The sequence below is a fragment of the Methanohalophilus portucalensis genome (genome assembly GCF_002761295.1).
In the GTDB taxonomy this organism is placed as follows: Archaea; Halobacteriota; Methanosarcinia; order Methanosarcinales; family Methanosarcinaceae; genus Methanohalophilus; species Methanohalophilus portucalensis.
Map to the genome: position 1 here is coordinate 265231 of NZ_CP017881.1, position 13945 is coordinate 279175.

Sequence of the window (13945 nt, forward strand, 5' to 3'; positions counted from 1 at the left end):
TTTTACATCGACTTTTCCAAAATTCTATGTTACCCATTTGGATAACATGTATTACCCAAATCCTTGTGTTTTTATTATAATATTTTGTATCACCAAGAGTTGTAAAACAAGTTTTGTTTAATATAACTCTAAAGGTGATTGTATGAGATCTTTAAATGGAAAATATGGAATACTTTTTGTATCATTTTTACTTGTCTTTTCGACATGTTTGACCGCAACGGCTCACGAATCTCACTCCGATGCTCCTCATGCCCTTGCTGATATTGAAGAGCATGCCGGTGAACTTGTTGAACTTTCCGATACTCTGCATGTTGACTCAGCCCGAATTGCAGATGATGAATCACTGGATGAAGATCTGCGTGCCACTGCCGAATCTGTTCATCTTTCCACCCATGATATGAAACATATCGGTGAACATATTCTCTCCCATGTGGAAACCCTCGAAGGCCTGTATTCCGACCCTGAAAACAATGCAGATGAAATAAATTCCGAGATTGCAGCCATTGAATCTGAAATAGATGAACTCAAGGAACTAGTCAATTCCAACGCTGACGCTGTCCACACTGTTGAATCCAATACTCCTGCTTCCCATCAGGAATATGCTGAATCCCTTCACGAAAATTTCCATGAGGTTGGACATATCGGCACCCATCTTGTAAAATACACGGATGAACTTGGAGGTAGTGAATCCCATGTAGCTGACCATGACAGCTCCAATGCATTGATGGAAGTTAAAGAGCATGCCGGTGAACTTGTTGAACTTTCCGATACTCTGCATGTTGACTCAGCCCGGATTGCAGACGATGAAGCACTGGATGAAGATCTGCGTGCCACTGCCGAATCTGTTCATCTTTCCACCCATGATATGAAACATATCGGTGAACATATTCTCTCCCACGCGGAAACCCTCGAAGGCCTGTATTCCGACACTGAAAACAATGCAGATGAAATAAATTCCGAGATTGCAGCCATTGAATCTGAAATAGATGAACTCAAGGAAATAGTCAATTCCAACGCTGACGCTGTCCACACTGTTGAATCCAATACTCCTGCCTCCCATCAGGAATATGCTGAATCCCTTCACGAAAATTTCCATGAGGTTGGACACATCGGCACCCATCTTGTAAAATACACGGATGAACTTGGAGGAAGTATGACAACGGAAGATTCTGCAACCACTGGTGAGGTATCTAATGAAGAACAAAGCGAACAGGAACCTTCCGCCACATCCAATCAGACACCTGGTTTTGGAATTTTGATGGCAGTATGTGGACTGCTTGCTGTAGGGTACTTAAAGAGACAGTAAACTTTCAGGAGGGTTATAGGTATCTTTTACCTATTCTCTCCTTCCCAAATATATGTTGATTCAGGAGTGAACTAAATAATGCATATATCAGATGGTATCCTCTCCACCACTGCCATAAGCGGTGGCTGGGTTGTAACTATAGTCATAGCCATACTGTCTTTCTGGTGGAGGTATAGGGAAGTTGATGTGGTAGAAGAAATTCCTAAGTTTTCAGTAATGACAGCCGCATTTTTTGTTGCTTCTCTTATTCATATTCCCTTAGGGCCTACAAGCGTACATTTGATATTTAATGGTCTTGTTGGTGTGATTCTGGGTCCTCTTGCGTATGTTGCAATGTTGGTAGGTTTGACTTTACAGGCTTTCCTCTTCCAGCACGGTGGAGTAACAACCATTGGTGTCAATACTATGAATGTCGGAATCCCTGCCCTGTTGTGTTTTTACATTTTCAAGAAAGGGGTAGATTACGGTTTATCTGAAAAAATAATTGGAGGCATAAGTGGAGGTCTAGCAGTTTTCTTTACTACAATACTTCTCTCTATAAGTTTGTTGACCACCGGCGAGGAATTTTTAGGCGTAGCAGGAGTAGCCGCAGCAGCTCATTTGCCGGTAATGATCATTGAAGGAATCGTAACTGCTTCAGTAGTAACTTATCTGGCAAAAGTGAAACCCGAATTATTGCCTGTCAAATTGAATAAGTGAAGAGTGTGATAAAAATGAATTCTAGGTTCAAGCAAATTATGTTTTTTGTATTGGTATTATCTTTAATATTAATGCCAGTCGCTTCAGCACATAGTGTCTTCATGGATGTAGTAGAAAAATCGGAGAGCAATATAAAGGTAAAGGCATATTATGGAGGCGATGATCCGATGAAGAATGCCGAGGTCACAGTTTATATCATTGATGAAAGCGGAGAAACCCTTTATATTGAAGATGTATCGACTGACACAGATGGCTTCTATTCCTTCAGTCCTGAAGAGGGTCAAGAGCAATACAGGGTAGTTGCTTCTGATTTTGGTCATAAGGCAGAAAAAGAAATAGATATAAGTAGTAAATCATCTACTCACTCGTCATCAGGTACTTCTTCAAGTCTGCCATTGTCTGCCGGCATTGTTGCAGGTTTTGGATATCTTGCAGGTATTGCTGGTGTAGGAATGATGATAAGTGCCAGAAGAATGAAGAAGAAATACGAAGAAAAATAATTGAATTTTGGGAGCAAAGGAATGAATTATCCAAGGGTTGATGAGTATTCTGGAATAGAATCAATAATACACAATTTTGATCCACGGGCCAAGATAATTACATTTACAACCCTTATCTTTTCCTTTGTTTTTATTGAAAATATTTCGTTGGCAATATTAGCTATATTGTTTTCAATTATTCTTGTGTCACTAGCAAAATTACCACCAGAATTCGTATATAGGCACCTAAAGTATCCTGTTCTATTTCTGTTTTCGATTTTTTTTGTAATGGCTTTCACAATTAAAGGAAATGACATTCTAAATTTACCCCTCGTAGATTTAACTTTTGAGGGGGTATATCTTGGATCTTTGATATTTTTTAGAGGCGTTGCAGCTTTATTACTTGCATTTTTGATATTTTCAACAAGCAGATTTGATGCAATAATCAAAGCTATTTATATGATGAAACTGCCCAATGTCTTTGTCCAGATGATTGCTTTTTCTTATCGGTATATATTTGTAATTATTGATGAATTCCAGAACATGAAAAAGGCACTTTCATCGAAAGGGTTTGTCTTTGGACTCAATCAATATAGTTTATCTTTAATAGGAAATATGATTGGAGGATTGCTTATAAGGAGCTATGAACGGGGAGATCGAGTTCACAGTTCCATGGTTTCCAAAGGTTATGGCGGTGCTCAACAATTGTTTTTCGAATATAATATGAAGCTAAAGGATTATACTATGGGCATCTCATTTATTGTAATAGCTCTTTTATTCCATATTTATCCGGTGATTCTATGAAAAAAGAAGCAATATGCATATCCAAACTAGAGTATTCATATCCGGATGGGAAAAAAGCATTGAATAATGTTAATATGAAGATATTTGAAGGTGAAAAAGTTACCATAATGGGTCCAAATGGTGCTGGAAAAACCACGCTTTTATTAAATATAAATGGGACGGTGAAAACCCCTTCCCCCTCTGTATCGATATTCGATAAATCTATTTCTTCAATGGATATTGTAGAAAGGATTCAAAATGTGGGTGTGGTATTTGAAGATCCCGATGACCAGCTCTTTATGCCGACTGTTTATGATGATGTAGCTTTTGGCCCCGCAAATATGGGACTGGATAAGGATGAAGTGGATAAAAGGGTAAAAAATGCTCTTTTAAGGGTAGGAATGGAAGATTTTGAGCAATATGTCCCCCACCATCTGAGTAGTGGGCAAAAGAAAAAGGTAGCATTGGCTGCAGTTCTATCAATGGAACCTAAAATTATAGTGCTTGATGAACCCACAGCAAACCTGGATCCCAGAAGTAAATCAGAATTGATCAATTTACTTGAAAAACTTAATCAAGATAAACAAACGACTATTATCACTGTAACTCATGATGTAAATACAATCTCCCGGCTTGCTGACAGGATATATGTATTGAATCAAACAGTGGTTGCTGAAGGTACTCCTTATGAAATATTCTCTGACAAGGAATTGTTAGCAGCACAAAATCTAGAATCGCCTGACACTCTGCAGTTATTTTATATGTTAGCACACCTTGGTTATAGTTGTAACCAACATCCGTTGTCTGTGAATGAGGCCGCAGAAAATCTTATTTGCACAATGCAGCAAAATAATAATTTGATTCAATTGAATATGAATAGTTCTGCTTATGAAAACATAAAAGAGCTTACAAAATTACAGACGGATAATGATTAATATATTTAACCAATACCCGTCTGATTTCCCATATCATTCAAGATAGATAGCCGGCCTCATTGGTGCTGCAAAGCGGGCTTTCTTTTCGGGATCATACGTCTCTTCTCCTTCCCTGGTGATCTGCACTTCACAACCAATTTCCTTTTCAAAGAAACTTATTGCTTCTTTCAGTGTTTCTTTTTCGTCCAGGTTGAAACCGCATACCATCTCGAATTTATCTTCTTTCATGGCTTTTATGTCATCAACAACTTTCTTTGCAAATTTTGGTACTTCTTTTCCATAAGGTCTCATTTCGGGGTCCTGCATGAGTTTCTTTATGAGAATTCCCGGGTTGAGATCTCCCTGTAGCTGGAGTTCAAGAGCCTGCTTAAAAGCTTCTGATTTCCATTGGGAGGCTGTATAGAGGACAAGTTTTTGCGGCTTTATACCGGTGACTTTTATTATTTCCTCAACATCTGAAAAAGTGTTGCTGATCAGCTCTTCTGCAGCTTCGGCATCCCTGTCTATAAATTGCGGGTCATACTCTGGATATTTTTCCAGGGATACATAACCTTGCGTTTCTTCCATTTCACTCCAGATTTCCTCACATATGTGGGGAGTGAAAGGTGCCATCAGGCGCACCCATGTATCGAGTATATCATACTGGAGGGTCTTTCCTCCTCTTCTCTGATACCATTTCACATCATTAAGAAGCAGGAAGAAAGAATTCTGTAGGGCCTGCCGGGTACGTATACTTTTAAGTGCCTCGTTTGTCTCACTGATACGTTGCTGCAGGCGGCTCTGTATCCACCTATCTATCAATTGTTTTTCCTTACAGGCTCCAGAGGTACATTTGGTATCGATAGTATCTTTTGCAAAATGGTAGAACCTGTCCACCTGTCTCCTGGCAGACTCGATACCACTGTTCTTCCAGTCAGCATCCTGTGTCTGTTCTGCACTGGACAGGATATACATCCTGGAAATATCCGCACCATAATCTTTCACTGCCTCACTGAGTGTTAGCAGTGGTCCCTTGGACTTACTCATTTTCTGTCCTTCAAGAGATACAAAACCATTGATTGCAATGGCACGAGGCCAGTTCTCTTCTCCGAATATCGCAACATGATGGAAAAGGAAGAACAGGAGATGGTTTGGTATCAGATCTTTTCCTGAGGACCTGAGATTGACGGGATACCAGTAATTGAAATCCTCTCGCATGCTTTCAATTACAGAGGCATCAATTCCACTTCTTTCTGCTGCATACTGCACACTTCCCTTTCCAAGAAGCACATGATCAAAGAGTTCGGGCACCAGTTGCTCGGTCTTAATATCTTCACTGAGAAACTTTGCAACTATGTAGTAAGACATGTATACCGTGGAATCTCCCAGGGATTCGATCAACCAGTCCTTATCAAAGGGCAGGCGTGTTCCGAGTCCTTTTTTACGGGCGCAGGCCTTGTCTTTTAGCCAGTCAACCTTATTATTGAACTCTACCCTCAGTTCTTCGGGAATTATATCCATATTCTCTATACAGCGGTATACTTTATCCTTCCATTCAGGATTGGAATAATTGAGGAACCACTGGCCCTTAACCATGTTTACTACACATGGAGTTCCACAGCGGCAGACCACAGGTTCACTGAATTCATAGAATATCTCACCGATTTTCTCATCGATCAAATCCTGTGTAAGAAGATCCTTTATCTTTGAGACCTTCGTGCCTGCATATTTCCCGGTATTCTCTTTCAGGGTACCTCCGTGGAATTCCCGCCGATATACCATCTTTGTTGCAGATTCGGCCTTTGGATCATCCTGATCCTGTACTCCAAATTCCTCTACCGCTTCAACTGCCGGATACTCTCCGTATTCAGGAACATCGATAAGAGGTATGAGCTGGATATTCTGGAGATTTTCTGTAATACCGTATTCTGAAAGATCTTTATCATAAAGGTCCTTCAGGGCCAGATAATCATAAGGCGCATGTGCGGGCACACTCATCACAACTCCGCTTCCGTTACCTCCCCTGACAAAAGATGCCGGCAGGGTGATTACTTCCGAGTCTGTCAACGGGTTTTTGACCTTTATTCCGATGATGTCCAGGCCACTTATTTTCTCTATGAATTCGACTCTACGATCTGTGTAGGTAAGTTTGTTGTATGCTTCTTCACTTACAATCCAGGTCTCTTCATACTCGTCGGTTTTCACTTTCGCCTTGACATATTCCACATCAGGGTTTATCCAGAGGTTGGTGACCCCGAATGTGGTTTCCGGACGCAGGGTAGCACAGGGTAATACCATTCCATCATAGGTGAATTTGATCAGGGTATAATCCACGATAGTGGCTTCTTCTCCCCTGAGGATGTCATGGTCTTCCACAGGATTGTCATCATTGGGGCACCATTTGACAGGATGTGAACCTTTTACAATCAGTCCCTTTTCGTAAAGCAGATTGTATTGCCATTCGATAAATTTTTTATATGTTTCATCGGTTGTAGTGAACTTTCTTCTCCAATCAATGGAATATCCAATGGATCGCATGGCTTTTTCTGCTTCCACACTGAAATATTCCACGATTTTTTCCGGAGAATCAAGTCCTTCGAGGATATCCTTCGGGATGCCGTGGAACTTAGAATAGACTTCCATCGTCTGAGGTTCCCTGTTTGTGATTAGTTCGGCAAGTCCTACAATGGGTGTACCGGTTACGTGGAATCCCATCGGGTAGAGTACATTGTATCCCTGCATCCTCTTGTGCCTTGCAATAACGTCCCCGATGGTGAAGGTCCTGGTATGGCCTGCATGCAGATTCCCATTGAGATATGGGTAGGGAATAGTTATGAAATATTTATCCCGGCTGTCAGGTTCGGCCTCGAATACTTTGTCCTGAGACCATATATTTTGCCACCTTTTTTCAATGGTTGCAGGTTTGTAGTTCTGTTCCATTATCATTTCCCCTCAGTACAGGACCTTTCTGATAGCCTCCATTGTGGCATCAACTACAATGGGTTTTGGTGCAACGGATATTACTTCTTCCGGGTCCTTGAGAAGGTGACCTGTAGTCACGCAGACCACGGATTCATTTGCACCTATTACTCCGGTCTCTACAAGTTTTTTCAGGCCGGCAATTGAGGTGGCACTTGCAGGTTCAACACCGATTCCTTCAAGTTGTGCCAGGTCTATCTGGGCTTCCACCAATTCATCGTCAGTAACACTTTCCGCACCACCATTTGATTCGGAAATTGCTATAAGGGCCTTTCTGGCATTAACCGGATTCCCTATCCGGATTGCTGTTGCGATAGTTTCGGGGTTCTTTTCAGGGGTAATATCAGTTTTTCCTTCCCTTACGGCTTTTACTATTGGGCAGGAACCTTCAGTCTGTATTCCCATCATCTGTGGGACTTTATCTGTAATTCCCAGTTTCTTGAATTCTTTGAAGCCTTTATGGATGGCAGTAATGTTTCCTGCATTACCTACCGGAAGTACCAGTCGGTCAGGCATTTGGAAATCCAGCTGGTCTGCGATCTCAAAACCTATTGTTTTCTGTCCTTCCAGCCTGTAGGGATTAATGGAGTTTAAGAGGTAGATCTTTTCCTCATCGCAGAGTTCTCTTACAAGTTCCAGAGCATCATCAAAATTGCCGCGTATGCTAAGCACCTTTGCGCCATGCATCAGGGCCTGCGCAACCTTGCCCAGTGCAACTTTCCCTTCCGGTAACAGTACAACGGCAGGAACTGCTGCTTTTGCACCGTAGATGGAAAGGGCTGCGGAAGTATTACCTGTAGATGCACAGGCAATTGTTTTCATCCCTAATTCCAGGGCTTTGCTGACACCTACGGTCATACCCCTGTCCTTGAAGGAACCGGTAGGATTCATGCCTTCATGCTTGACATATAGTTCCCTGACCCCGATCTTTTCGGCTAACCTGTCACATTTATAGAGAGGTGTGCCACCTTCCTGTATTGTTATAGGTTTTATGTCAACAGGAAGAAGTTTTGCATATTTCCATACAGAAAGTGCAATTCCCTCTAAATCTTCCTTTTTTATATCAATTTGAGAATAATCATAAATTACATCAAGCAAACCGCCGCATTCACAGGTATACAGGACCTCTGTTTTAGGATATTCCTTACCGCATTCGATGCATTTTAAATAGTACATTGGAGTTCTCCTGATAGTTCTAAAGCTTTAATAGGGTGAATCTTATAACCTAATCAATTCCAATATAAATAAAGTACTCGGAAATGGCGCCTGACCCGTTCTATTATGTAATTGTTATTAAATCTGTTGAAAGACCACCGTTATCTTTATTGTAGGGAAGCCCCATCCATCCACCATGTATTGGAAGACAGTTCAGGGTACTCTTTTTATTGATGACCTGAATGCCTTTTTGCAAAAACTGAATGATTTTGCAGATGAGTATGATGTTACCATACAGGCAATGGATGCAGGTAAAATAGCAGGTACGGCCCATATCGAACTTGCAATAAAAAAAGCCATAAGAGCATTCGAATCCGGCAGCAATGTGGCCAGGGACCTGGGGGTTGAAATTCTCCGGTATGCTTCCGGAAAACGACAGATTGTTGAAGCTTTTTCTATGGGCATGAAGGAAGGGGATATTTCTGTTGTTTTTCTTGTCCTGGGTGAAAAAAATAAAGTAGATGCTGTTTTACCTGCACTTGATTCAATGGTCTCCAGGATTGAAGTGATCGATTATTCAGCCCAAAAGGAAGAGGCTGTAAGGGGTCATTTCAGAATCGGTTATGCAGAGACAGACGCAATCGGAGTATCACGGATACCTGACATTGTGATGGAGCGAGTGTCACTGGTGGACATCCTGAAATAAGACCATTGGTAAACTTATTAATAAGTACATACAGATTATTCATCTATATATCTATCAAATGAGAGGATTATTAATGCCACACCCGAAGACTGCAGAGAATATTATGAAAAATGCCGGTCCGATAGAAAGTGCCTTACTCCCAAAACTGATCCATGTCACAGAAGCTGCTGCTATTGCTGCTGCCCATCAGATAGGCAAAGGTGACAAGAATTATGCCGATCAGGTATCTGTGGAGGCAATGCGCAGAATGCTCAATTGCCTGGATATCAGGGGTGTCATCAAGATTGGTGAAGGTGAAAGGGATGAAGCACCAATGCTCTATATTGGTGAAGAAGTCGGAACAGGGGAAGGCGACCTGAAGGTTAATATTGCAGTTGATCCGCTGGAAGGTACCAACCTCTGTGCAGACGGTGTACCGGGTTCCATCTCAGTTATGGCCATGTCCGAACCCAACGGGTTGTTCCACGGTCCAGATGTCTATATGGATAAAATCGTGGTGGGTCCGGAAGTCGTGAAGTATGAACGAGAACACCCCGGCGAGGAAATTGATCTGGACGCCCCGGCAATTGACAATCTTGAGATAGTGGCCCGTGCTTTAAACCGCAGTGTAGAGGAACTTGTGGTTGTGATTCTGGACCGTGAACGTCATAAGGATAAAATCGAGGAAATCCGGAAAACCGGTGCCAGGGTAAATCTGGTTTCCGACGGTGATCTCATGCCCGGCGTATCAACGGCTATACGTGGCTCAGGTATTCATGTGGTAATGGGCTCGGGTGGCTCGGGTGAAGCTGTACTTACAGCCTCTGCAATGAAGATCCTGGGTGGAAAGGTTCTTGCACGCCTGGTTTTGCCTTCAGTTGCCAATCGCAAACCCGATGATGTAATTGCCCGGGAAGTAGAGGAAAAGATGCCCCGGCTTAAAAAGATGGGTATAAACGAAGACAACATGAATGATATTCTTGACACTGAAAAACTTGTACCCGGTAAAGATGTAATCTTTGCTGCAACTGGTGTGACCTCCGGGCATTTCCTCAAAGGCACCAACCTTTTTGGTTATGGGGACGCAAGGGTACATAGTATATCAATGGGTAGTTCGGGTGTTGTCAAATTTTCAGATTCGGTATATATACATGATAAGGAAAGCACGCCTCTCAGGCTATAATATGGAGATTTTGTTCTGTTAAATATACATATAGCAACCTTTGGCTGTACAGCCAACCAGTCCTCTTCCGAGATCCTTGAAGCTAAAGCGGTGGGTCTGGGCCACAGGCTTGTATCTGAAAGAGAAGCTGATGTAATCATATGCAACACCTGTACAGTCAAGGATACTACAGAGCAGAAGATATTGCACAAGATCAAGGAATGGGGTCTTCAGGGCAGGGAAGTAATTGTCACAGGTTGCATGCCTCAGGTCCAAATGGACGAAATATTAGAAAATAATCCCGAGGTTCATGTCCTGGGCATGAATTCCCTTCTTAAGCTCGGAGTAATTCTCAACCGGGTTCATGAAAGGCTGGGGGGACTCTCATTGAGGCCCATGAGTGTCTTTGATGATTCTCCTGAAGGTTTACTCAATGTTCCCCGTAAGAGGTCCAGTCCGAATATCCATATCTGCCAGATATCACAGGGTTGCAATAACCGTTGTTCCTATTGTATTGTTACACTTGCCAGGGGTCCCCTTTACTCCTTCGATGCCGATTCAATCGTTACCGACATCGAGCAGGCTGTTTACGAAGGATGCAGTGAGATCTGGCTAACATCCCAGGACAATGCTCAGTATGGTTTGGATAAAGGTATTTATCTGCCTGCACTGCTTGAGAGGATTATTGCAATTCCCGGAGATTTCAGGCTACGTGTGGGTATGATGAATCCTGCTTCAACACTTGAAATTCTGGATGACTTGTTAGAGGCTTATTCAAGTGAAAAGATATACAAAGTTTTACATCTTCCCATCCAGTCAGCTTCGGACAAAGTGCTTGACAGGATGAAACGCAAACATACAATGGAACAGGCAAACATTATAGTCGAAAAGTTCAGGGATGCATTTCCCGAAAGTACCTTTTTCACAGATATTATTGTGGGTTTTCCCGGGGAGGATGAGGAGGATTTCGAACTTACACTGGACTGGATTCGAACCTATCGCCCTGATAAGGTAAATATTTCACGTTACACACCCAGGCCGCACACTGAAGCATTGCAATTCAGAAATATAGATACACGTATCGTTGTGGAGCGCTCGGGCAAACTCCATCGTCTCTGTAATCAAATCAAACTCGGAAAAAAGGAAGATATGGTAGGAAGGGAAGTTGATGTATTCATCTCACAACAGGCAAAGGTAAAAGGATTGATGTCCCGCACTGATTCTTATAAACCTGTTGTGATCCCTGAAGCAGGTGAATTCTGTCCGGGTCAACGTTGCAGGGTGAAGATAGAGGAAGCAACCCCGGGTTACTTTATAGGCTACCCGGTTTAAGATTATCATCTTCACCGGTTTGCATTCTGTTAACTATTTCCCGGTCATAGGATTTCACGATATCACTGCGGGTTATTATTCCGATCAGGCTTATTCCATCATTTCTGGAGACAACAGGTAATCTGCCCACATCATGGGCTGCCAGTCTTTTGAGTACGATATCAAGGGATTCATCAGGATATGCAGTAGCAACATCTTCAGTCATTATTTGGATAACTGGTTTTTCCAGTTCCCCTTGCTTTACTTTGTCGCGCATATCATGAAGGGTAACAATTCCTGCAAGTTTTCCCTGATTGTCAAGTACAGGAAAACCTGCATGTTTGCTTTTCTGCATCAGGTTAAGAAGATTGGCAGTTGTATCTCTTACGTTAAGGACTAAAACATCCCTTACCATATTATCCCTGACAGTCAGTGATTCCATCAAATTAATCTTGGTACCTGCCCTGATAACGTGTCCTCTTCTCCTGAGCAATTCTGTATATATCGACTCTTCATGAAGGTGAGTTGATATTACATTGCTGATCACACAGGTCAACATAAGGGGCAGTATAAGGCTGTAATCACGGGTCAATTCAAAAAGGATAAGCATGGCAGTCAGGGGTGCCCGTACAACTCCCGCAAAAACTGCCCCCATCCCTACAAGGGCATATGCTCCCGCAGGTGCTGTATAAAGAGGAAAAATATAATTCACCAGATTTCCAAAACCCCCTCCCAGCATGGAACCTGCAAAAAGGGATGGTACGATTGCTCCCCCTGAACCCCCGGAACCAACAGTGAAGGCAAATGCCACTATTTTCAGGACAAGCAATATCAACAACATTTGCATGGCAAGTTCGTTGTTTAAGGATTGTTTGATGACATCGTAACCGATTCCGAATATCTGGGGATAGAAATAACCGATACATCCGACAACAAGTCCACCCAGGGCTGGTTTTAAATAGGGTTTAATCGGGAGTTTTTCAAAGGAATCCTGGGTTAGATATGTACACTTTATGAATATTGCAGCCACAATGCCTGCAAGTACACCCATAATGATGTAGAGTATTGGCTCGCGAAACGGGCTCTCCATCCCGTAATAAGAAACCTGTATGGGCTGGATTCCAAAAATGATATCAGTTACAAGGGTAGAGAACACTGAAGAAAGAACTACCGGTATCAGGGTTCTCGCCTGTAATTCTCCAAGAATTACCTCTACTACAAAAACCACTCCGGCAAGAGGGGCATGAAATGCCGCTGCAATTCCTCCGGATGCCCCACAGGCAATTAATATCCTGAAACGGTGGTCCGGACTTTTCAACCGGTTGGCCACAGTGGCTCCTACACCGGTTCCCGCAAGTATGCCGGGAGCTTCTTTGCCCACTGATCCTCCTGTACAGATTGAGATCATTGAAAGGAATACTTCATAAAAAGCAAATTTACTCTGTATCTTCCCGCCTTGCAGAGCTGTTGCCTCTACAACCTCTGCAACTCCACAACGACTTTTTTTCATAAATTGATGGGATATCAGGCCAACACATAATCCTCCGGCAGCGGGGAGGAGGATGATATATTTAGGGAGGCTGTTATCCGGGGTATTGAAAAAAAGGGTTGTAAAGTAAAAGGTAACCTGATCATAGGCCACAAAAGCCAGGCCTGTTATTATTCCTATTATTATGGCAAGGAAATTAGAAATGAACCCTTCGGTGTAATACCGATTCTGTAACTCGTTTTTGAGGTTATTCAAAAAAGGTCGCCTTCATAAATAAGAAAATAATAAGGAAAGGACTCCTTATTTATGTTTTCTTCATCATTTCGAGTAAGTCACACACCTTTTCAATAGTATCGTCCAGTGTCTTGGTGCCTGTCTCATCCTCGCTGAATGGCTTCTTGACAATGCCGCCGAAATGTCCGCCATCTCCCACAACAACCATTCCATGAATATGCATCCAGTCCTGGATTACCTGTATGGTCTTTTCTTGTCCCCCATTTCTGGAGCCACCAATAGCAATACCTGCACCAATCTTATTGCTGAGCTTGAAATTATGTCTCCTGAGCAGGACGCTTCTGTCAAATAGGGCTTTCAGCTGGGCAGTGGGACTTCCGAAATAGACCGGGGAAGCCACGATAATTGCATCCGCTTCATCCAGTTTTGGATAGATCATTTCCATATCGTCTTTGATAGGACATTCCTCGCTTTCCCTGCAATTGCCGCATGCAATACAGGGTTTGACTTCCATCTCTGAGAGGAAAACCTTCTCAGTGGTAAATCCTCTTTTTTCAGCCATTGCGAGGACCCTGTTTATCATCTGTTCACTGTTTCCGTTCTTTTTAGGACTACCTGATATGCCCAGAATTTTCATAAGATCACCTGTCTGCCCGTATAGGTTTATGTTAATATTAGCTTTTGGGTGACTTTGGTATAAATTTATTAATCATAGGCCCTTCTCCTTATTGTAAAGAGGGAGCCGGGAA

Annotated in this window: 12 protein-coding genes; 8 read left to right on the forward strand and 4 right to left on the reverse strand. The window is 42.4% G+C overall.

Features of this window, described 5'->3' with window-relative positions; all coding sequences use genetic code 11:
- Positions 1–142 precede the first annotated feature (142 nt).
- From BKM01_RS01465 to BKM01_RS01485, 5 genes are all read left to right on the forward strand, one after another.
- On the forward strand, positions 143–1306 hold the full coding sequence (locus tag BKM01_RS01465) for a PGF-CTERM sorting domain-containing protein (RefSeq protein ID WP_072360511.1): 1164 nt from the start codon (positions 143–145) through the stop codon (positions 1304–1306).
- A 78-nt stretch (positions 1307–1384) separates the two neighbouring features.
- Complete coding sequence (gene cbiM, locus BKM01_RS01470) at positions 1385–2005, forward strand: cobalt transporter CbiM (RefSeq protein ID WP_072360510.1); 621 nt, start codon at positions 1385–1387, stop codon at positions 2003–2005.
- 71 nt (positions 2006–2076) lie between these two features.
- On the forward strand, positions 2077–2505 hold the full coding sequence (locus tag BKM01_RS01475; protein WP_233125692.1) for a C2 domain-containing protein: 429 nt from the start codon (positions 2077–2079) through the stop codon (positions 2503–2505).
- 21 nt (positions 2506–2526) lie between these two features.
- Entirely contained in the window at positions 2527–3288 is a 762-nt protein-coding gene (gene cbiQ, locus BKM01_RS01480) for a cobalt ECF transporter T component CbiQ (protein ID WP_072360507.1), read from the forward strand.
- The gene (locus BKM01_RS01485) at positions 3285–4202 is read left to right on the forward strand and encodes an energy-coupling factor ABC transporter ATP-binding protein (protein WP_072360505.1); all 918 of its coding nucleotides are present in this window, start codon (positions 3285–3287) and stop codon (positions 4200–4202) included. The genes cbiQ and BKM01_RS01485 overlap by 4 nt, the downstream gene beginning before the upstream one ends.
- A 33-nt stretch (positions 4203–4235) precedes the next feature.
- On the opposite strand, the gene leuS is transcribed toward BKM01_RS01485, so the two are convergent.
- Both leuS and thrC read right to left on the reverse strand, forming a co-directional pair.
- Positions 4236–7121 carry a leucine--tRNA ligase gene (gene leuS / locus BKM01_RS01490; RefSeq protein ID WP_072360503.1) on the reverse strand — a complete coding sequence of 962 codons (2886 nt, stop codon included), beginning with the start codon at positions 7119–7121 and terminating at the stop codon, positions 4236–4238.
- A gap of 12 nt (positions 7122–7133) precedes the next feature.
- Complete coding sequence (thrC, locus tag BKM01_RS01495; RefSeq protein ID WP_072360501.1) at positions 7134–8336, reverse strand: threonine synthase; 1203 nt, start codon at positions 8334–8336, stop codon at positions 7134–7136.
- A 175-nt stretch (positions 8337–8511) separates the two neighbouring features.
- Here thrC and cgi121 point away from each other — a divergent pair, with 175 nt between their 5' ends.
- The 3 genes from cgi121 to BKM01_RS01510 all read left to right on the forward strand — a co-directional run bounded on the left by cgi121 (position 8512) and on the right by BKM01_RS01510 (position 11494).
- Positions 8512–9021, forward strand: coding sequence for a KEOPS complex subunit Cgi121 (gene cgi121 / locus BKM01_RS01500; RefSeq protein ID WP_072360499.1), 510 nt, complete (start codon positions 8512–8514; stop codon positions 9019–9021).
- 73 nt (positions 9022–9094) lie between these two features.
- Positions 9095–10183, forward strand: a complete 1089-nt coding sequence (glpX, locus tag BKM01_RS01505) for a class II fructose-bisphosphatase (protein WP_072360497.1) — start codon at positions 9095–9097, stop codon at positions 10181–10183.
- Between the two features lie 30 nt (positions 10184–10213).
- Positions 10214–11494, forward strand: a complete 1281-nt coding sequence (locus tag BKM01_RS01510; protein ID WP_233125700.1) for a tRNA (N(6)-L-threonylcarbamoyladenosine(37)-C(2))-methylthiotransferase — start codon at positions 10214–10216, stop codon at positions 11492–11494.
- On the opposite strand, the gene BKM01_RS01515 is transcribed toward BKM01_RS01510, so the two are convergent.
- Complete coding sequence (locus BKM01_RS01515; protein WP_072360494.1) at positions 11475–13217, reverse strand: chloride channel protein; 1743 nt, start codon at positions 13215–13217, stop codon at positions 11475–11477. The genes BKM01_RS01510 and BKM01_RS01515 overlap by 20 nt on opposite strands.
- A 49-nt stretch (positions 13218–13266) precedes the next feature.
- Complete coding sequence (locus BKM01_RS01520; protein WP_072360492.1) at positions 13267–13833, reverse strand: flavodoxin family protein; 567 nt, start codon at positions 13831–13833, stop codon at positions 13267–13269.
- Positions 13834–13945: the final 112 nt, after the last annotated feature.